This is a genomic window from Streptomyces sp. NPDC001415 (assembly GCF_053597395.1).
Window position 1 is genome coordinate 40,582 of record NZ_JBSFIE010000011.1, and the last position, 18,888, is coordinate 59,469.

Annotated in this window: 17 protein-coding genes; 5 read left to right on the forward strand and 12 right to left on the reverse strand. The window is 70.9% G+C overall.

Annotation, left to right across the window (positions count from 1 at the left end; translation table 11 throughout):
• The first annotated feature begins 141 nt into the window (after positions 1–141).
• Positions 142–1,467, forward strand: coding sequence for a UDP-glucose dehydrogenase family protein (locus ACWC2B_RS17180; protein ID WP_450717250.1), 1,326 nt, complete (start codon positions 142–144; stop codon positions 1,465–1,467).
• On the opposite strand, the gene ACWC2B_RS17185 is transcribed toward ACWC2B_RS17180, so the two are convergent.
• From ACWC2B_RS17185 to ACWC2B_RS17200, 4 genes are all read right to left on the reverse strand, one after another.
• The gene (locus ACWC2B_RS17185; RefSeq protein ID WP_450717252.1) at positions 1,412–2,689 is read right to left on the reverse strand and encodes a membrane dipeptidase; all 1,278 of its coding nucleotides are present in this window, start codon (positions 2,687–2,689) and stop codon (positions 1,412–1,414) included. The genes ACWC2B_RS17180 and ACWC2B_RS17185 overlap by 56 nt on opposite strands.
• Before the next feature lie 635 nt (positions 2,690–3,324).
• Positions 3,325–4,509: a dipeptidase gene (locus tag ACWC2B_RS17190; protein ID WP_450717254.1), complete on the reverse strand. Its 1,185-nt coding sequence runs from the start codon at positions 4,507–4,509 to the stop codon at positions 3,325–3,327.
• A gap of 5 nt (positions 4,510–4,514) precedes the next feature.
• A complete protein-coding gene (gene purE, locus ACWC2B_RS17195; protein ID WP_450717256.1) occupies positions 4,515–5,099 on the reverse strand; it encodes a 5-(carboxyamino)imidazole ribonucleotide mutase in 585 nt (194 codons plus the stop codon).
• Complete coding sequence (locus ACWC2B_RS17200) at positions 5,096–6,235, reverse strand: 5-(carboxyamino)imidazole ribonucleotide synthase (protein WP_450717258.1); 1,140 nt, start codon at positions 6,233–6,235, stop codon at positions 5,096–5,098. The genes purE and ACWC2B_RS17200 overlap by 4 nt, the downstream gene beginning before the upstream one ends.
• Positions 6,236–6,392: 157 nt before the next feature.
• Here ACWC2B_RS17200 and ACWC2B_RS17205 point away from each other — a divergent pair, with 157 nt between their 5' ends.
• Positions 6,393–6,896 carry a GtrA family protein gene (locus tag ACWC2B_RS17205; RefSeq protein ID WP_450717260.1) on the forward strand — a complete coding sequence of 168 codons (504 nt, stop codon included), beginning with the start codon at positions 6,393–6,395 and terminating at the stop codon, positions 6,894–6,896.
• Between the two features lie 60 nt (positions 6,897–6,956).
• Here ACWC2B_RS17205 and ACWC2B_RS17210 read toward each other — a convergent pair whose 3' ends face one another.
• Together ACWC2B_RS17210 and ACWC2B_RS17215 are read right to left on the reverse strand one after the other, a co-directional pair.
• Positions 6,957–8,228, reverse strand: coding sequence for an ATP-binding protein (locus tag ACWC2B_RS17210; protein WP_450717262.1), 1,272 nt, complete (start codon positions 8,226–8,228; stop codon positions 6,957–6,959).
• A gap of 13 nt (positions 8,229–8,241) precedes the next feature.
• Entirely contained in the window at positions 8,242–8,919 is a 678-nt protein-coding gene (locus ACWC2B_RS17215; protein WP_053725082.1) for a response regulator transcription factor, read from the reverse strand.
• 469 nt (positions 8,920–9,388) lie between these two features.
• Here ACWC2B_RS17215 and ACWC2B_RS17220 point away from each other — a divergent pair, with 469 nt between their 5' ends.
• The gene (locus ACWC2B_RS17220; protein ID WP_450717265.1) at positions 9,389–10,885 is read left to right on the forward strand and encodes a peptide MFS transporter; all 1,497 of its coding nucleotides are present in this window, start codon (positions 9,389–9,391) and stop codon (positions 10,883–10,885) included.
• A 75-nt stretch (positions 10,886–10,960) separates the two neighbouring features.
• Here the strand turns inward: ACWC2B_RS17220 and ACWC2B_RS17225 are convergent, their stop codons facing one another.
• From ACWC2B_RS17225 to ACWC2B_RS17250, 6 genes are all read right to left on the reverse strand, one after another.
• A complete protein-coding gene (locus tag ACWC2B_RS17225; protein ID WP_450717566.1) occupies positions 10,961–12,412 on the reverse strand; it encodes a hypothetical protein in 1,452 nt (483 codons plus the stop codon).
• A gap of 41 nt (positions 12,413–12,453) precedes the next feature.
• A complete protein-coding gene (locus tag ACWC2B_RS17230) occupies positions 12,454–13,551 on the reverse strand; it encodes a hypothetical protein (protein ID WP_450717267.1) in 1,098 nt (365 codons plus the stop codon).
• Positions 13,548–14,486: a COG1470 family protein gene (locus ACWC2B_RS17235; protein WP_450717269.1), complete on the reverse strand. Its 939-nt coding sequence runs from the start codon at positions 14,484–14,486 to the stop codon at positions 13,548–13,550. The genes ACWC2B_RS17230 and ACWC2B_RS17235 overlap by 4 nt, the downstream gene beginning before the upstream one ends.
• A 47-nt stretch (positions 14,487–14,533) precedes the next feature.
• A complete protein-coding gene (locus tag ACWC2B_RS17240) occupies positions 14,534–15,208 on the reverse strand; it encodes a peptidase (protein ID WP_450717271.1) in 675 nt (224 codons plus the stop codon).
• 269 nt (positions 15,209–15,477) lie between these two features.
• On the reverse strand, positions 15,478–15,987 hold the full coding sequence (locus ACWC2B_RS17245; RefSeq protein WP_450717273.1) for an ATP-binding protein: 510 nt from the start codon (positions 15,985–15,987) through the stop codon (positions 15,478–15,480).
• Between the two features lie 64 nt (positions 15,988–16,051).
• Positions 16,052–16,420: an STAS domain-containing protein gene (locus ACWC2B_RS17250; RefSeq protein WP_450717568.1), complete on the reverse strand. Its 369-nt coding sequence runs from the start codon at positions 16,418–16,420 to the stop codon at positions 16,052–16,054.
• A 245-nt stretch (positions 16,421–16,665) separates the two neighbouring features.
• Between ACWC2B_RS17250 and ACWC2B_RS17255 the strand changes: the two genes are divergently transcribed.
• Both ACWC2B_RS17255 and ACWC2B_RS17260 read left to right on the forward strand, forming a co-directional pair.
• Positions 16,666–17,568: an RNA polymerase sigma factor SigF gene (locus ACWC2B_RS17255; protein WP_450717275.1), complete on the forward strand. Its 903-nt coding sequence runs from the start codon at positions 16,666–16,668 to the stop codon at positions 17,566–17,568.
• Between the two features lie 141 nt (positions 17,569–17,709).
• A complete protein-coding gene (locus ACWC2B_RS17260; RefSeq protein WP_450717277.1) occupies positions 17,710–18,882 on the forward strand; it encodes a DegT/DnrJ/EryC1/StrS family aminotransferase in 1,173 nt (390 codons plus the stop codon).
• Positions 18,883–18,888: the final 6 nt, after the last annotated feature.

An 18,888-nucleotide genomic window follows, 5' to 3' on the forward strand; every position in this document is an offset into this window, starting at 1 on the left:
GGGGGCTGCACCGCCGTAGGCATACGTGAGCTTGGCGACAGCCCGAAAAGGGGGCCCGCCGGGGGCCCGACTATGCTCGGGCAGCGCGTTTGTCGCCCGTACGCTGCCCGCCTCCCGAGCCCGCACTTCCAGGAGCACCGCATGGCCCTCAAGATCACCGTGATCGGCACCGGATACCTCGGAGCCACCCATGCCGCGGCCATGGCGGAGCTGGGGTTCGAGGTGCTGGGTCTGGACGTGGTCCCCGAGAAGATCGAGATGCTGGGCCAGGGGCGCGTCCCCATGTACGAGCCGGGTCTCGAAGAGCTGCTCCGCAAGCACGTCGCGGGCATCGAGGGCGCGACCGGCCGGCTGCGCTTCACCACCTCCTGGGAGGAGGTCGGGGCGTTCGGCGATGTGCACTTCGTCTGCGTGAACACCCCGCAGAAGCACGGCGAGTACGCCTGTGACATGAGCTTCGTGGACTCCGCCTTCGGCTCGCTCGCCCCGCACCTGCGCGACGGCGCCCTTGTCGTGGGCAAGTCGACGGTGCCGGTCGGCTCTGCGGCCCGGCTGGCCGCCACGCTGCCCGAGGGCGTGGAGCTGGCGTGGAACCCGGAGTTCCTGCGCGAGGGCTTCGCCGTCGACGACACCCTGCACCCGGACCGCATCGTGGTCGGCGTGGAGAGCGAGAGCGCCGAGAAGGTGCTGCGCGAGGTGTACGCGGGGCCGGTCGGCGAGGGCTCGCCGTTCGTCGTGACCGACTTCCCGACCGCCGAGCTGGTCAAGACCGCCGCGAACTCCTTCCTCGCCACCAAGATCTCGTTCATCAACGCCATGGCCGAGGTGTGCGAGGCCGCCGACGGCGACGTGGTGAAGCTGGCCGAGGCCATCGGCCACGACGAGCGCATCGGGAAGAAGTTCCTGCGGGCCGGCATCGGCTTCGGCGGCGGCTGCCTGCCCAAGGACATCCGGGCGTTCATGGCGCGGGCCGGCGAGCTCGGCGCCGACCAGGCTCTGACGTTCCTGCGCGAGGTCGACTCGGTCAACATGCGCCGCCGGGGCCACATGGTGGAGCTGGCCCGCGAGGCGGTGGGCGGCGAGACCTTCCTCGGCAAGCGGGTCGCCGTCCTCGGCGCCACCTTCAAGCCCGACTCCGACGACGTACGGGACTCCCCCGCGCTGAACGTCGCCGGGCAGATCCACCTCCAGGGCGGCCAGGTCACGGTGTACGACCCGAAGGGCATGGCCAACGCCCGCCGCCTCTTCCCGACGCTCGGCTACGCAGACTCGGCGTACGACGCGGTGCGCGGCGCCGATGTCGTCCTGCACCTGACCGAGTGGCGCGAGTTCCGCGACCTCGACCCGGCCGAACTCGCGAAGGCGACCTCCAGCCGGATCATCCTGGACGGGCGCAACGCGCTGGACCCGGTCAAGTGGCGCGAGGCGGGCTGGACGTACCGCGCGATGGGTCGGCCGCGCGCCTGAGCATCGCGCTCGTGACGCCTCTCACGGCCCCCGCTCGGGACCCCTCTCCGGGCCCGTCTCCCGGGCCGTCTCCCGGGCCGTCTCCCGGGCCGTCTCCCGGCCCGTCGAGGTCCTCGATGGTGGCTCTCGACGGGGCCGTGCGCGGTGCCGTGGTGCGGGCCGCGAACTCCGTGTCGCGGACGACCCGGGCGAAGTTCTGCCAGGTCAGCGCCGCGATTTCGGGGTCGGTCCAGCCCCGGCCGAGAAGCTCCGCGATCAGGGTCGGATAGCAGGAGGCGTCTTCGAGGCCGAGGGGGCGGGGCGCGCCCGTGATCAGCCCGTACGTCCCCGAAAGACCCACGTGGGAGGGGCCGGCCACGTCCCGTACCCGCTCGATGTGGTCCGCCACATCGCGTACGGAGACGGCCGGGCCGCCCTGCACGATCTGTTCGGGGGCGAAGCTCACCAGGCAGACACCGCCGTTCACGCCCAGCTCGGCGAGCAGCTCGTCGGAGGCGTTCAGCGGGTGCTCGGTGAGCGAGGCCGCCGCCGAGCGTGAGAGCAGCGCCGGGGCCTTGGAACAGTCGAGGGTACGGCGCCAGGTGCCCGGGGCCGCGCCCGTCAGGTCGAGCAGGATCCCGAGCCGGTTCGCCTCGCGCACCACTTCCAGGCCGAAGCGGGTGAGCCCCGGCTCGGTCCAGCGGGTGCCCGGGCTCAGCGCGAGGATCCGCACGCCGAGGACGTGGAACGCCCGCAGCGTGCCCAGCGAGTCGCCCAGCGCGTGCGCGGCCACGGGGCCGAGGAACGAGGCGATGCGGCCGCAGTTGCGGGCGTCCGCGAGGTCCCCGCCGGACAGCGTGAGCCGCAGCCAGTCCGGGCACGAGGTGATCAGCGAGCGGATCCGGTCGAGCCGTTCCAGGGTGACGCCGGCCGGGTCGGGGCAGTCGGCGTCGGCCGTCAGCGCCCAGAACTGCGCGCCGACCCCGCCGGCCCGCAGCCGGGGAATGTCCGTGTCGAGCGCGCTCTCGCCGACCTCCAGATCGTGCCAGGGGATCAGTGCGAGGGCCTTCGCCAGCGTGTTGTACCCGTCGGCCACGGGGTGCTCCGCGAGCAGCGTCCGGGCCCTGGCCAGGCATTCGGGGTCGGCCTGCGGCACGGGTACGGGGTTGGGGGGTGCGGGGGTCTGCGGGTCGCGTTCACCGACGCCCGGGGTGTCCTGGGGGTCGTCCTGCAGATCTGCCATGACGGGCTCCGGGCGTGTTCGGCGGCGGCAGTCATGGACACGGTGGCACGCGGGGGCGGTGGGGTCGCGGCGGGTGGGCCGTTCGGGGGACTCTCCCCCACCCCGCCCCTTCCCGAAACCCGCCGGGGGTGGGTGGCTCAGGTGCGGCCCGGTGGTCGTGACCTGGGGCTCCGCCCCAGACCCCGTTCGCGCCTTAAGGGCGCTCGTCCTCAATCTCCCCCAAGGCCTTAAGGGCCAGGGGGGACCCCCATGACGGGCTGGGGATGCTCGCACCGCACCCCGCTAGGGGCGCGGGGAACTGCGCGAGCAACCACGCACGGTCCGCGGCTGATCGACGACCCACTCGGCCCCTCCAGCTATTGGAGGAGCGGAGGTCCGGGGGCAGCGCCCCCGGAGGCGCCCCGGGTCAGAGCCTGTGTCTGAACCCCGTCCGGATCAGGCCGGGGCGTCTGGTGCGTGCGATCGCAAGGCGCCGGAAGGTCCTCGATGGGGGTCCCCCCTGGTCTTCAAGACCTTGGGGGAGGAGCTACTAGGGCGTTTCGGCAACGCGGCATGGGGGTCCCCCCTGGCCCTTAAGGCCTTGGGGGAGTGCGTGCCAGACGCCCCGGGCCCGGGCGGGGTTCAGACACAGGCTCTCAGTTGTCCAGGGCCTCCAGCGTCGCGTTCGACGGGCCCCGTCGAGCCCGCAGCTCCCTCGAAACGGACTCCGCACCCCGCAGCACCCGCACCGCGTTCGACCACGTCAGCTTCGCGAGGTCCGCCTGGGACCAGCCGCGGGACAGCAGTTCGGCCACCAGGTTCGGGTAGCCCGAGACGTCGTCCAGGCCCGCGGGGGTGAACGCCGTGCCGTCGAAGTCGCCGCCGATGCCGATGTGGTCGACGCCCGCCACCTCGCGCATGTGGTCCAGGTGGTCCGCCACCGTCGCGGCCGTCGCGATGGGGCGGGGATTCGTCGCCTCGAACGCCTCGTGGAGCTTCATCGCCTCCGGCGAGGTGTCCAGGTGGTGGTGACCGTGCGCCCGCAGGTTCTCGTCGGCCGCCTGGGTCCAGGCCACCGCCGCAGGCAGGATGAACTTCGGGACGAAGGTGGCCATGGCCACGCCGCCGTTGGCGGGGAGCATCGCCAGTACGTCGTCCGGCACGTTGCGCGGGTGGTCGCAGATCGCCCGCGAGGACGAGTGGGAGAAGATCACCGGCGCCACCGACGTCGACAGGGCGTCCCGCATGGTCGTCGCCGCCACGTGCGACAGGTCCACCAGCATGCCCATGCGGTTCATCTCGCGTACGACCTCGTGGCCGAAGGGCGAGAGGCCGCCCACCCCCGGCTCGTCCGTCGCCGAGTCCGCCCACGGCAGGTTGTCGTTGTGGGTGAGGGTCATGTAGCGCACGCCGAGGGCGTACAACGCCCGCAACGTGGCGAGGGAGTTGTTGATCGAGTGGCCGCCCTCCGCGCCCTTCAGGGACGCGATGCGCCCCTCGGAGCGGGCCTTCTCCATGTCGTCCGCGGTGAGCGCGGGCGCCAGGTCGCCGGGGTAGCGCGCCAGCATCTGGTCGACGCAGTCGATCTGCTCCAGGGTCGCGCTGACCGCCTCGTCGCCCGCCAGGTCGGTACGGACGTACACGGACCAGAACTGCGCTCCGACCCCGCCCGCCCGCAGCCGGGCGAGGTCGGTGTGGGTGCGGCCGGTCAGGTCGGTCGCGAGGTCGCAGCGGTCGAGGTCGTAACGGGCCTTGGCGCGCAGCGCCCAGGGCAGGTCGTTGTGGCCGTCGACGACGGGGTGCGCGGTGAGGAGCGTCCTGGCTTCTTCGAGGAAGGTCATGCCGCTCACTTTCCGAATCCGAAGGCCGCCGAACCCTCGACCTTCGCCCGCAGCCGCTTCCCCTTCTCGGTGGCCTGGTCGTTCAGCTCCTGCTGGAACTCCCGCATGCGGGCGAGGAGTTCGCTGTCCTGCGTCGCCAGGATGCGGGCCGCGAGCAGGCCCGCGTTCCGCGCGCCGCCGACCGAGACGGTGGCCACCGGCACGCCCGCCGGCATCTGCACGATGGAGAGCAGAGAGTCCATGCCGTCCAGGTACTTGAGCGGGACCGGGACGCCGATGACCGGGAGGGGGGTGACCGAGGCCAGCATGCCGGGCAGGTGGGCGGCGCCGCCCGCGCCCGCGATGATCGCCTTCAGGCCGCGGTCCGCGGCGTGCTCGCCGTACGCGATCATCTCGCGCGGCATCCGGTGCGCGGAGACGACGTCGACCTCGTACCGGATCTCGAACTCGTCCAGCGCCTTGGCGGCGGCCTCCATGACCGGCCAGTCGGAGTCCGAGCCCATGACGATGCCGACAACAGGACCAGTGGAAGAGGGGTGCGCGTCAGCGCTCGATGAGGGGTGGCGGCCGGGTGACGGGTGGGCACTCATTCGGTGATCGTTCCTCTGAGGTAGTCGGCTGCGTGGCGGGCCCGCTCGCGGACGTCCGCGAGGTCGTCGCCGTAGGTGTTGACGTGGCCCACCTTGCGGCCGGGCTTCACGCCCTTTCCATACATGTGGATCTTGAGCTGCGGGTCGCGGGCCATGCAGTGCAGGTACGCGTAGTACATGTCCGGGTAGTCGCCGCCGAGCACGTTGCACATCACGGTCCACTTCGACCGCGGGCGCGGGTCGCCCAGGGGGAGGTCGAGGACGGCGCGGACGTGGTTGGCGAACTGCGAGGTGATCGCGCCGTCCTGGGTCCAGTGGCCGGAGTTGTGCGGGCGCATCGCCAGCTCGTTCACGAGGATGCGGCCGTCCCTCGTCTCGAAGAGCTCGACCGCGAGGTGGCCGACGACACCGAGCTCGGAGGCGATGCGCAGGGCCAGCTGCTGGGCCTGACCGGCGAGTTCCTCGCTCAGGTCCGGCGCGGGGGCGATCACCGTGTCGCAGACCCCGTCGACCTGGATCGACTCGACGACCGGGTAGGCCACGGCCTGGTCGCTGGGGGACCGTACGACGTTGGCCGCCAGCTCCCGTACGAAGTCCACTTTCTCCTCGGCGAGGACCGCGACGCCCGCCTTGAAGGCGTCCGCCGCGTCCGCCTCGGAGCGTACGAACCACACGCCCTTGCCGTCGTAGCCGCCGACGACGGTCTTGAGGATGACGGGGAAGCCGTCGCCCTCCGCGGCGAACCGCGATACGTCCGCCTGGTCGGCCACTATGCGGTGGCGGGGGCAGGGCGCTCCGATCTCGCTGAGCCGGGCGCGCATCACCCCCTTGTCGTGGGCGTGCACCAACGCGTCGGGCCCCGGCCGGACGACGACGCCGTCCGCTTCCAGGGCCCGCAGGTGATCGGTGGGCACGTGCTCGTGGTCGAAAGTGATCACGTCACAGCCGCGCGCGAAGTCACGCAGCGTGTCCAGGTCGCGATAGTCGCCGATGACGACGTCGCTCACCACCTGGGCCGCCGAGTCCTGCGGGGTGTCACTGAGGAGCTTGAATCTGATGCCGAGGGGGATGCCCGCCTCGTGGGTCATGCGGGCGAGCTGACCGCCGCCGACCATGCCGACTACCGGGAACGTCACGCCTCCAGGGTATCCGCCGCCTCCGTGGGCCCTCCATGGCCGGGGTCCGCCCAGGGGAACAAGGGTGCGCACAGGCGTCTCGCGGAGGGGGTGGTTAGCATGGGCGGGTTGACTGGCACGAAAAGCACACCTACTCGGACGGGGCTGGGCGATCACCATGAGTGCACAGGGCGCGTCGCCATCGCGACTGCGACTGCTCGTCCGCGAGGTCGCCAAGTTCGGCGCCGTCGGCGGGCTCGGGGTGCTCGTGAACATGGGCGCCTTCAACGTGCTGCGGCACACGACCGACCTCCAGGTCGTACGGGCCAGCCTGCTGGCCACCGCGATCGCGGTCGCCTTCAACTACGTGGGCTTCCGCTACTTCACCTACCGCGACCGCGACAAGAGCGGCCGGGCCCGTGAGCTGACCCTGTTCCTGCTGTTCAGCGTGGTCGGCGCGGTGATCGAGAACGGCATCCTGTACGCGGCGACGTACGGCTTCGGCTGGAACAGCCCGTGGCAGAACAACTTCTTCAAGTTCCTCGGCATCGGCATCGGCACCCTGTTCCGGTTCTGGTCGTACCGCACCTGGGTGTTCCGCGCGCTGCCCGCCCGGGAGGCCGTGCAGACGGCCGAATCGTTTCTCGACGACCAGCGGCCCGCCGTCCCCGCCAAGCGCTGACCGCGCCCGCTCGACCGGGGCGGGTTCAGGGCCTCTGGCCGAGCTCGGATCGGCAGCGGCTCAGCGAATCGTTTCCGTACGTTCCGGCTCCCGGCGCCCCCGCGCCTCCCTGCTGAGGAACAGCGCGAACACCGCGGGCTGCTGCTGGAGCATTTCGAGGCGGCCGCCGTCGGCCTCCGCGAGGTCGCGGGCGACGGCGAGGCCGATGCCCGTGGAGTTGCGGCCGCTGATGGTCCGCTCGAAGATCCGCGCGCCGAGGTCGGGGGGAACGCCCGGGCCCTCGTCGGTGACCTCCACCACGGCCTGGTTTCCGGTGACGCGGGTGCGCACCGCGACCGTGCCGCCGCCGTGCATCAGCGAGTTCTCGATCAGCGCGGCGAGTACTTGGGCGACCGCGCCCGGCGTGCCGACCGCCTTCAGGCCGCTCTTCCCGGAGCGCACGATCGCGCGGCCCGCGCTGCGGTAGGCCGGGCGCCACTCCTCCAGCTGCTGCTTGACGACCTCGTCGAGCGAGAAGACCACGGCCGAACCGGTGCGCGGATCACGGTTGTTGGTGAGCAGGCGCTCCACGACGTCGGTGAGCCGCTCGACCTGGGTGAGCGCGATCGTCGCCTCTTCCTTGACCGTGTCGAGGTCGTCGGTGAGGGCGATCTCCTCCAGGCGCATGGAGAGCGCGGTGAGCGGTGTGCGCAACTGGTGCGAAGCGTCGGCGGCGAGCCGGCGCTCGGCGGTGAGCATGCGCCCGATCCGGTCGGCGGAGGAGTCGAGCACATCGGCGACCCGGTCCAGCTCGGGCACCCCGTACCGCTTGTGGCGCGGGCGCGGGTCGCCGGAGCCGAGCCGCTCGGCGGTCTCGGCGAGGTCGGTGAGCGGGGAGGCCAGCTTGTTGGCCTGGCGTACGGCCAGGAGCACCGCGGAGACGATGGCGAGCAGGGCCACCGCGCCGATGATCAGCAGCGTGCGCCCGACCTCTTTGGTGACCGTGGAGCGGGACTCCTCGACCAGGACGGACTCGCCGCGCTCGCCCACGGCGGTGCCCTTGATGACGGAGTCCTCGGGCTTCTCGCCGATCTCCATCACCGGGCGGCCCGGGATCTCGATGCGGGCGTACCGCTTGGGGTCGATCTGTTCGTCCAGGACCTGCACGTTGATCGTCTCGTTGGCCAGGGTGCGGCTGTCGACGACGGAGACCAGCCGCAGCGCCTCGGAGGTGACGCTCTCCTGGGCACTGCTGCTGATGGTCCGTGTCTCGACGATGACGAGGGAGACGCCGAAGACCGCGATCACCACGAGAACGACCGCGAGCGTGGAGTTGATCAGTCGACGGCGCATGTGCCCAGGTGCTCTAGCTCTTCTCGAAGCGGAAGCCGACTCCGCGGACCGTGGCGATGTAGCGCGGGTTGGCCGCGTCGTCGCCGAGCTTCTTGCGCAGCCACGAGATGTGCATGTCGAGCGTCTTGGTCGAGGACCACCACGTGGTGTCCCAGACCTCGCGCATCAGCTGGTCGCGGGTCACGACCCGGCCGGCGTCCCGCACCAGGACCCTGAGCAGGTCGAACTCCTTGGCGGTGAGCTGGAGCTCCTCGTCGCCCATCCAGGCGCGGTGCGACTCGACGTCGATCCGCACGCCGTGGGTGGCGGGCTGGGGCACCGGCTCGGTGGCGCCGCGCCGCAGCAGCGCCCGGACCCTGGCGAGCAGTTCGGCCAGCCGGAAGGGCTTGGTCACGTAGTCGTCGGCGCCGGCGTCGAGGCCGACCACGGTGTCCACCTCGTCGGCGCGGGCGGTGAGCACGAGGATGGGGACGGTGTGTCCCTCGGAGCGCAGCCTCCGGGCGACTTCGAGGCCGTCCATGCCGGGAAGCCCCAGGTCGAGCACGACCAGGTCGGCGCCCCCCTGCAGTCCGGCGTCGAGGGCGGTCGGGCCGTCCTCGCGCACCTCGACCTCGTAACCCTCCCTGCGCAGGGCGCGGGCCAGTGGCTCCGAGATGGACGCGTCGTCCTCGGCGAGCAGTACACGGGTCATGGGGGTGATGGTAGTCCGCGGCGGCGACAACGCGTCAGGTGATCCACCCAGCCTGCGGGTCTACCAAGCGATCTTGTTTAACACCTTCGAATCAGGGTCAGTGGTTCCAGGGTGGCCTGTGATCCATCTCTCAAGTCCTTCCATATGCCGCAGTTGGGTGACGTATGGTGTGCCAACGCCTATAGCACTACACGGGGACCTTTGGCTTGCTTGGCGCGCCAAGGGTCTCTTTTCTGCACAGGACGGGCTTCGCCAGTCTTGAGATTCAGTGAATGACCTACGGGCCGGGCCCCAGCGCGAAGAAGCGCGGGGGTGTGGATCCCGGTGTGGTCTGTCCTTCCCGCGCTCCCCCACGGAGCCGGACCCCAAAGGCGTTGGGGGGACAGTCTCCATGCCGGTGCCGGCCCTCCCCCACCGGGCGCGACTCAACGCTCACGAAGCGCGCGTCCCGAGCAAGCAAGGATCGACCATGGCGTCCAGCCTGACGAAGGACTCCGCCAGCACCACTGGCACCGAGAAGACCTTCTTCGGCCACCCCCGCGGCTTGGCCACTCTGTTCATGACCGAGATGTGGGAGCGCTACAGCTTCTACGGCATGAAGGCCCTGCTCCCGCTGTACTTGATCGCGCCCGGTGGCCTTCACATGAATCCCACCACCGCCACCGCGATCTACTCCGTCTACATGGCGATGGTCTACCTGCTCGCCATGCCGGGCGGCTGGATGGCGGACCGTTTCTGGGGTCCGCGCAAGACGGTCGCGATCGGCGCCGGCATCGTCATCCTCGGCCACATCACGCTGGCGCTGCCCTCGACGGCCTCGTTCTTCACTGGTCTCGTGCTCGTCGCGCTCGGCTCCGGCCTCCTGAAGGCCAACATCTCGACGATGGTCGGGCACCTCTACAAGGGCCCCGAGGACCCGCGCCGCGACGGTGGCTTCACGCTCTTCTACATCGGCATCAACATGGGTGCCTTCCTCGCCCCGCTGACCATCGGCACCGTCGGTGAGAAGGTCAACTGGCACTTCGGCTTCACCCTCGCCGCGATCGGCATGGCGCTGGGCCTCGCCCAGTTCATGCTCGGCTCCCGGCACCTGAGCGCGGAGAGCGACGTCGTCGCGCAGCCCGTGACGCAGCAGGAGAAGCGGTCCGTGCTCCGCAAGGGTCTGATCTGGCTGATCGTCGCTGCGGCCCTCTACATCGGTCTCGCCGTGACGGGGAACTTCGCCGACTGGGCGATGATGCCGGTCACCATCGCCGGTCTGATCATCCCGATCGCCGTGCTGGCCCGCATGAAGCGCGACAAGGACCTCAGCGAGGTCGAGCAGTCCAAGCTCTCGGGTTACGTCTGGTTCTTCGTGGTCGCCGCCGTCTTCTGGATGATCTACGACCAGAACGGCTCGACGCTGTCGATCTTCGGCAAGAACTCGACCACCAACGACCTGCTCGGCTTCCACTTCCCGACGTCCTGGTACCAGTCGCTGAACCCGGTGTTCATCATGGCGCTGGCCCCGCTCGTGGCCTCGGGCTGGCTGTGGCTGAACAAGCGCGGCAAGGAGCCGAGCACGGCGGTGAAGTTCGCCTCCAGCCTCGCGCTGATCGGCATCTCCTTCGTCGTCTTCCTCATCCCGCTGATCGACACCGCGAACAACGGCGGCCGGGTCAGCCCGATGTGGCTGGTGGCCATCTACTTCGTCCAGACCGTCGGCGAGCTCTGCCTCTCCCCGGTCGGCCTCTCCGTCACCACGAAGATGGCCCCCGCGAAGTACAGCTCGCAGATGATGGGCGTCTGGTTCCTCGCGGTCACCGCCGGTGACTCCCTGGCCGGTCTGCTCACCTCGCCGCAGCTCAACGTCAACCTGAACACCGTCGGCGCGGTCAGCGTCGAGGCGATCGTGGCGGTCGTGGCGGGCATCGGCATCTGGATGTACCGCAGCAAGGTCAAGCGCCTGATGGGCAGCGTCAACTAGGCACGCCCGCACCCCGAAGGGGCCCGGCACGGAAGGCTTCCGTGCCGGGCCCCTTCGTATGCCCGCCGGGGTACGTCAGCGCGTGCCGCGCAGCCGCTTCCACGGGGTGAAGGTGAAGATCGCGCCGCCCAGCAGGATCACCGTGCCCGCGACCAGGCCGAGCGCGCGCAGGGCGCCCGTGTCGCTCGCGCCGGTCTGGGCCAGGCCGCCGGAGGTCGAGGAGCCGGTGGCCCCCGACGTGCCCGCGGAGCCCGCCGTGCCCGACGTGCCCGCGGAGCCGCCGCCGGCCGCGCCGCCGGGCTGGGCCGCCGTGTCGAGTTCCAGGGAGACCGGAGCCGAGCCGGAGACCTTGCACGGGATGTGGATCGGCGAGCCGCCCAGGGTGACGTCGATGGACAGGTCGCCGGGGCTGAGCGTGGACTTGCCGGAGGCGCCCGGCTTGTAGGTGCCCGTCATATCGGTGAGGCTCACCGGGGCGCCCGCCTTGACCGGGTCGGGGTTGGCGGGACCGGTGACGGCCACCGAGCCCTTGTCGGCGCCGCCGACGACGACCTGCATGGACGGCTTGAGCGCGCCCGCCGGAAGGTCGGCCGGGCTGTTCATGACGCCCTTGGCGGTCTTGACGGTGAGGTCGTAACTCCCGCCGTTCTTCTTGGCGTTGACGGTCACCTTGGACTGGATGCTGGCAGGCCCGGGCGACGTGCAGGCGAAGTTGACGGCGACTTCCTTGCCGGGGAAGTCGGTCTGGCCCCCGCTGCCGCCCGTCGTGCCACCGGCCGTCGTACCACCGGAGGTCGAGCCGCCGGAGGTCGAGCCGCCGGAGGTCGAGCCGCCAGTGGTGCCGCCTGTGGTGCCGCCCGAGGTCGTCGTGCCGCCGGTGGTGGACCCGCCGGACGTGCCCCCGGAGGTCGTCGTGCCGCCCGACGTGGAGCCACCGGTGGTGCCTCCGGACGTGGTGCCGCCGGAGGTCCCCCCTGACGTGCCGCCGGTCGTTCCTCCCGCGTCCGTCACCTTGATCGTCGCGCCGACCCCGACGGCCGCCTTCGGCGTGCACTTGGTGTCCGTCGACATGATCTGGTTGACGTTGATGTTGTACGCGTCCGGCGTCAGGGTGACGTCGCCCGCCTTGGTCAGCTTCAGCTTGGCCGTCATGTCCGGCAGGATCATCGGGCTGTTCTTGGGGATCGGCGGGTTCTGCCGGGGACCCTTCATGGGGATGTCGGCACTCTGCGCGCCGCCCGCCTTGAGGGTGCCGGTCGGCTGGACGACGTCCTTGTTGAGGTCGAGGACGTTCGGGTTGTTCGACGCGGCCTGGGTGAACTTCCAGACGACGTCCACCACATCGCCCACCTTGGCCGTGGCGGGCGCGGTGATCTGCACCTTCGTCGTCCCCTGGACCGGCGGCAGACCGGAGATGGGCGGCGGTATGCATTCGGTGGCGTACGAGACTTCGGCTGCTTGTACGGGGCCTGCGGCCAGCATGATCCCCGCGCCGCCGAGCATCAGCGCGAGACCGGCCGCGCTCATCCTCCGTTGCGTGGTCACGGAATTCCCTTCGTCGTGGGACGTCATGGACGGTTGGGGTGGTTCTCGGTCGGTGCGGAGTCGGGGGTGAACCACGGCAGTGCGGCCGTGGTGCCGTTCGGGGCGCCCCGGTCCGGCTCGGCGGGCGGCTTCTTCCGCTCGCTCGGCGCGGGGCCCGCCTTCGGGAGCCGTACGGTCACTTCGGGCAGCCGTACGCCGCGGTGCCGGGCGGGACCGGCCCGCTTCGGGTCGCGCGGGCGCAGCCGGTCGACCACTGCCATGCCGATGCGGAAGACCGCGGCGGGCACCACCAGGCAGAGCAGGATCCAGAAGAAGGTCACGCCCCAGGGGCGGTCCACCCCCCACGGTTCGGTGGCGAGCAGCGTCTTCGCGTACTGGAGCGAGACCTGGTAGTCGCCGTGGGCGCCGGCCGCCAGCTCGAAGTCGAGCCTGACCTCGGCCTTCTGGCCGGGCTGGATGGTGCCCTTCCACTGCCGGTCCTCCCATTGCGGGGCGAACACGCCGTGGGCGGTGCCGAGTTGGAAGACGGGGTCCTTGACGGGGGCCGAGCCCAGGTTGCCGACGGTGAAGACCAGGGTGCGGCGCGGCGGCGCGCCGAACCAGGTCAGCAGGGAGCTGCTGCCGTCGAGGCGGGGCTCGGCGAGCACCGCGAGCTTTCCGTCGCCGGTCGGGGTGGGCAGCGGGGCCACCGGATGCCCGGTGATCCTCAACTCGGCGTCCACGACAGCCTGTTCTCCCTGCACGGTGGCCACATGGACAACGCAGGGGCAGGGCTTGGGCGGCGGCGCGGCGGGGAGGACCTTGCTGAAGGAGCCCTTGGCGTCAGTGGTGACGGCCTGGCCGTCGGCGTTGGAGCAGGAATTGGTGCCGCCGATGACTCCCTTGTCGGGGTCGGACTGCCCGCAGACGAGCAGCATGAGCAGCGCGCCGGGCCGCCAGCCCTGGCCGGTGACGGTGACGTCGGCCCCCTTGGCGGCCTCGGCCCTGGAGAGCGCGACGGTGGGCTTGTCGGCAGCGGCGTACGAGAGCGCGGCCATCGGCAGCGCGAGCAGGCCCAGCAGAGCGAGCAGCACACCGAGCGGCAGCAGGGCGAGGGCCGGGCCCCTCGGGCGTGGCTTCACTGACCAGCTCCTGTCTGCGCCAACTCACGTTCCCTTACGGGTGGTTCAGGGCTCTCCGCGACGCGGCGTCCGCGTCGCCGCACGAGTCGCAGGACTCCCGCCGCGCCCGCGAGCAGCGCCAGGGCCGCCCCGCCGACCACACCCCACGGCACGAAGGCGGCGCTCGCCTCGACGGTGGAGTGGGCGCCGCCGTCGGCGGTGACGTCGAGGTGGACGGTGACCCGGTCGAGGGCGGGCGGGTGCGGCCAGGGTTCGCTCAGCTCGACGCGCTGCCCGGGGAGGAGCTCGACCGGCAGGGTCCTGGCCGGGCGGTCCAGGGCGCGGCCGAACATCCCGTCGGCGCGCAGCGCGAGGCGCGGGGTCAGGGCGGTGTTGCCCCGGTTGACCAGGGCGTACCAGATGAGGCCGCGCCCCTTGTCGATGCGTACGGACTCGACGGTCAGGGCACTCAACGTCGGCCCCGATACCCGGAGTTGGAGGCGTACGCCCACCTCGCGGCCGCCCGCCGTGGCCACAAGGGCCGCCGGGTGGTCGCCGGGCTGTGCGCCGGCCGGGACGGTGACCGCGAACGGCACATCGGCGCGGGTGTGCGGCGGGATCTTCACCTCGGGTGCGGCGAGCGCGATCCAGGGGTCGGGCGCCTGGCGCACGGCGAAGGCCCCGGTCGCGGTGTTGTAGGCGGCGGCTCCGCGCAGCTTCAACGTCACAGGGATGCCGGTCGGGTTGCTCAGCGAGACCGTGTCCTCCAGGACCGTGCCGGGTGCGCCCTCCAGATAGAAGCAGGGCCTCCCGTCGGCGCTCGGGCGGGTCCCGCCGCCGGATGCGGGCGCGGCGGTCCAGTCCCCGCTCGCTGCCGGTGCGGCCTGCGCGGCGGGCGCCCAGAGCGCGCACAGCAGCAGGGCCGTGGCCGGCAGGGCCAGGCGGATCGGACGCATCGGCGGCTCCTCGGGTGCGAGGGTTTCGGGGCGTACGGGAGCGGGGGTCAGGCCCGCCGGCCCCGGCGGGTCAGCCACAGCACTCCGGCCGCGCCGACCAGGACCACGGTGCCGCCGAGGGTTCCGAGGGCCACGGCCGAGTCGAGGGGGCCGGTCTTGGGGAGGGCGGCCGGGTCGCCACCGCCCGAGCCGCCGCTGGTGCCGCCCGAGCCGGTGGCCCCGGTGACGTCGAGTTCCAGGGAGGGGCCGGGGCTGTTGCCGGCGGTGCAGGTCGTGGTGGTGCCGAGTGCCTTGATGGTGAGGACGCCCGCGGTGAAGGTGACCTTGCCGTTGGCCTTCGGTACGTAGGTACCCGACAAGTCGCTGATCTTGATGGGGGTGTTGGCGGGTATCTCCGCGGAGTTGGCGGGGCCCTTGACCGCGACGGTGCCCTTGTCGGCGCCGCCGAGGTTGATCACCGCGCTGGGGTTCATCGCACCCGGGCCGAGCGCGACCGGGCTGGAGGAGACACCCTTTTGGAAGGTCATGGTCACGTTGTAGGAACTGCCGCTCTTGACCGCCTTGATGTCGATGGGCGACACGGCGCTCTTGGCGCCGATCGGCGTCTGGCAGTTGTAGTTGACGTCCACGACGGAGGCCTGGGCCGCCGGTGCGGTGATCAGCACCACCGAGCCCGCGACCGCCGCCGCCAGCGCGAGAGCTGTCCTCTTCTGGTACGACACCTCTGGTTCCCCTCATACCGGTTCTGCCGGAGGCCGCCAAGTTACTGACGGCACATCAGATTGGGCGCTCAAGGTACGCCGGGGACCTTGTCGAGGGAAGACAAAGAACAGGGTGGGATCGAGGTGCGGACACGCCTGTGGACCGACGGTCCGAACCGCCGGTAACCATCAACAGGAGTTACCAATAACCGTGAACAGGAGTTACGGGTGACCACGAACAGGAGCAACCGGTCACCGTGAACAGAGCCAGCGGTAACCGTGAGCAGGAGTTACGCGGGTGCCGCGAGTTCCGCCCAGACCGTCTTGCCGGTCACCCCCGGCGTGCGCACCACGCCCCAGTCGAGGCACAGCCGCTGCACGATGAACATCCCGTGCCCCCCGGGCCGCCCCGCGCGGTGCGGGGTGCGCGGCGCGGGCTGGCCCGTACCGAGGTCGCTGACCTCAAGGCGCAGCACCTTCGAGGTGCGCGAGACCCGCAGCCCTTCGGGGCCCTCGGCGTGCAGGCAGGCATTGGTGACCAGCTCGGAGACGACGAGCAGCACATCCTCGCAGGCGGCGCGGCCCTCGGCCGTCGCCGCCGGCAGCCAGCCCCAGTCGTAGAGGGCCTGCCGGGTGAAGTCGCGGGCCATCGGAACGATGCCGCTCGCCCCGTTCAGCGCGAGGACGCGCGCGGACACGGCTGGGCCCGCACCGTCGGACTCCGACGGCACGGCGCCGGGCCGGGCGCCGTGGGGCTCGGGCCCGCGGTCGCCCGGAGCCTGCTCCCGGGTGGTGCTCATCAGCGCTTCACCTCACCGATTCGCCAATGTCTTCAGTCTGCTCTCCTGCCCGGACGAATCGGGGTCAGTCGCTCAGAGCGGTATCGAGCGAATCATGCACGGTGAAGACCGCCTCCGCCCCCGTGATCTCGAATACTCGGGCCACGACGGGCTGCATCGCCACCAGGTGGACCCCGCCGCCGAGCTCCTCCGCCTTGAGGCGGGCGCCGAGCAGCACGTTCAGTCCGGTGGAGTCGCAGAAGTCGAGCTGCGAGCAGTCGACGACGAGCCGGGTGCGTCCTTGGGCGATGGCTTCTTCCAGGGGTTCCCTGAGCAGATCCGCGGTGTGGTGATCGAGCTCACCCACTGGCGTCAGGACCTCGCTGCGGCCCACAGTGCGGACTCCGACCCGGAGCCGGCCCCGATTCGTGCTGCCGACCGTGCCGCGGTCCATGCCGTCCCTCTTCGCCGATTCGTCGTAACTTCCCAAGAACACTACGCCTTCCCTACGCCTTCTGGAACCCGAACATCCCTACAAAGCGGACATAGAGGGACAAAGAAGCCTTGCGAGAGCGTGCTCAAAGCGGGTAGGGGTAGTAGGGACAGCTATTCAACACGACCGGCCACGGAGGCGCCGCACACCGCGGACAACACGTATGGGCATCGGCAGCCATATGCCGAGAACGATGGAGGAGACCCATGTCACCCCGGCTCGACGAATCGCAAGCGGATACGTCGATCAAGCAGGAACCGCAGGACATCCGCCCCCCACATGCACGATCGCACGAATCAGAGGGACTTGAGGGCCTTCCCGAGATCCCGCCCTTCACCGAGGTCGGCCCCGTCGACGCACGGGCCCTTTCGAAGACGCTCTTCGCCCGTCTCGACGCCCTCGAAGAGGGCACGCACGAGTACGCGTACGTGCGCAACACCCTCGTCGAACTGAACCTGGCCCTGGTCAAGTTCGCCGCGTCGCGCTTCCGCTCCCGCAGCGAGCCGATGGAGGACATCATCCAGGTCGGCACCATCGGCCTGATCAAGGCGATCGACCGGTTCGAGTTCGACCGCGGCGTGGAGTTCCCCACCTTCGCGATGCCGACCATCGTCGGCGAGATCAAGCGCTTCTTCCGCGACACCTCCTGGTCCGTGCGCGTCCCGCGCAGGCTGCAGGAGCTCCGTCTGGACCTCGCCAAGGCGGGCGACGAACTCGCCCAGCAGCTGGACCGCTCGGCCACGGTGGGCGAGCTCGCCGAACGCCTGGGCATCACCAAGGAAGAAGTCGTCGAAGGCATGGCGGCGAGCAACGCGTACACCGCGAGCTCGCTGGACGCGCAGCCCGAGGAGGACGACTCCGAAGGCGCGCTCACCGACCGCATCGGCTACGAGGACCATGACCTCGAAGGCGTCGAGTACGTCGAGTCGCTGAAGCCCCTGATCGCGGAACTCCCCTCCAGGGACCGGAAGATCCTCTCGCTGCGCTTCGTCGCCAACATGACGCAGTCCGAGATCGGCGAGGAGCTCGGCATCTCCCAGATGCACGTCTCCCGGCTGCTCTCGCGCACCCTGCGCAAGCTCCGCAAGGGGCTGACACTCGAAGAATAGGAGTGCCGCACGCACGCCCGTGCCGCACACCTGTCCGAAGGGCCCGTTCCGTCAAGGTACGGGCCCTTCCGCATTGTTGACGAAGCGGTGCGGACTGGGTCACATTGAGCGCTGGGGATGCGGTGGGTCTGGGGGGACTTCATGGCGTACGAAGAGCTCGAAGCGTCGATGCGCGAACGGCTGGGGCGCGAGTGCCTCTATGTGCCGTCCTGCCGGCTCGGCCTGTACGTGGCGCTCAGACACTGGTGCCCGCCCGGCGGCCGGGTGCTGATGTCGCCGGTCAACGACGACGTCATCTTCTTCGTGGTGCTCGCGGCCGGGCTGCGCCCGGTGCAGGCGCCGCTCGATCCGCACGACGGCTCCATCGACCTGGCCGCCGTACCGGACGAACTCTGGCCGCAACTGTCCGCCGTCCTGACCACCAACCTGTACGGCAACCCCGACCCGGCACCCGAACTGGCCGCCAAATGCGGCCAGTTCGGGATTCCGCTCATCGAGGACGCGGCCCACGCCATCGGCAGCGAGGTCGCCGGACGCAAGGTCGGCACGTTCGGCCAGGCCTCCGTCTTCAGCCTCTCCAAGCACACCGCGGCCAAGGCGGGCGGCTTCCTCGCGCTCGCCGACCCCGGCCTGCGCGAGGCCCTCGCCAAGACCCGCGACGAACTCCTGACCCCCCGCGGCTCCCGCGCCGAACTCGCCTACTGGGCAAGGCCGTACGCGGAGGCGGCCGTACGCGGCCTGCGCCTCGCGCCCGCCGCCTGGGCGGTGCTCCGGATGCTCGGGCAGCAGGAGCGCGAGGACATCCGGATGGCGCTGCGCCCCGACGAGCTGCGCCGCGCGATGGAGGCCGCGCCCGACCTGTCCGCCTTCCACTCCTGGGCCCGGGTCGACATGCACGACTACCGGGCGACCCCCGGCAGGGGCCGACTCGCCCGCATCCAGCGGAAGTTGGGGAGGCTCGACGCCGTGCTCGACGCGCACCGCCGGGGCGCCGAGCGGCTGCTCGCCACCGAGTGGGCGCGGCCGAAGCCGGGCCCCGTCCAGCCGCTGTTCCGGGTGCCGCTGCTCGTCGAGGACCGCGACGCGGCCCGCGCGGCGCTTGCCCGGGAGCGGATCACGGTGGGCTATCTGTACGACCCGCCGCTCGACGACTACGCGGGCGAGGCCTTCACCGACCCCTCGCCCGCGCCCGGAGCGGGCCGCTGGTTCGCCCAACACGCCCTGCCCGTCGACCCGTTGAAGGCAGCGCGCACCATCGAGGTGCTGCGCGCGGCGGACACCCGGCCCGCGAGGGGCGGCCCCGCCGGTGTCTGACACGGC

Bases quoted from the DNA above. Each gene is read 5' to 3' on its own strand.
- ACWC2B_RS17220 (WP_450717265.1), top strand. From the start codon at position 9,389: ATGGCGTCCAGCCTGACGAAGGACTCCGCCAGCACCACTGGCACCGAG.
- ACWC2B_RS17190 (WP_450717254.1), bottom strand. From the start codon at position 4,509: ATGACCTTCCTCGAAGAAGCCAGGACGCTCCTCACCGCGCACCCCGTC.
- ACWC2B_RS17250 (WP_450717568.1), bottom strand. From the start codon at position 16,420: ATGGACCGCGGCACGGTCGGCAGCACGAATCGGGGCCGGCTCCGGGTC.
- ACWC2B_RS17245 (WP_450717273.1), bottom strand. From the start codon at position 15,987: ATGAGCACCACCCGGGAGCAGGCTCCGGGCGACCGCGGGCCCGAGCCC.
- ACWC2B_RS17235 (WP_450717269.1), bottom strand. From the start codon at position 14,486: ATGCGTCCGATCCGCCTGGCCCTGCCGGCCACGGCCCTGCTGCTGTGC.
- ACWC2B_RS17185 (WP_450717252.1), bottom strand. From the start codon at position 2,689: ATGGCAGATCTGCAGGACGACCCCCAGGACACCCCGGGCGTCGGTGAA.
- ACWC2B_RS17255 (WP_450717275.1), top strand. From the start codon at position 16,666: ATGTCACCCCGGCTCGACGAATCGCAAGCGGATACGTCGATCAAGCAG.
- ACWC2B_RS17210 (WP_450717262.1), bottom strand. From the start codon at position 8,228: ATGCGCCGTCGACTGATCAACTCCACGCTCGCGGTCGTTCTCGTGGTG.
- ACWC2B_RS17225 (WP_450717566.1), bottom strand. From the start codon at position 12,412: ATGAGCGCGGCCGGTCTCGCGCTGATGCTCGGCGGCGCGGGGATCATG.
- ACWC2B_RS17215 (WP_053725082.1), bottom strand. From the start codon at position 8,919: ATGACCCGTGTACTGCTCGCCGAGGACGACGCGTCCATCTCGGAGCCA.
- ACWC2B_RS17260 (WP_450717277.1), top strand. From the start codon at position 17,710: ATGGCGTACGAAGAGCTCGAAGCGTCGATGCGCGAACGGCTGGGGCGC.
- ACWC2B_RS17205 (WP_450717260.1), top strand. From the start codon at position 6,393: ATGAGTGCACAGGGCGCGTCGCCATCGCGACTGCGACTGCTCGTCCGC.
- purE (WP_450717256.1), bottom strand. From the start codon at position 5,099: ATGAGTGCCCACCCGTCACCCGGCCGCCACCCCTCATCGAGCGCTGAC.
- ACWC2B_RS17180 (WP_450717250.1), top strand. From the start codon at position 142: ATGGCCCTCAAGATCACCGTGATCGGCACCGGATACCTCGGAGCCACC.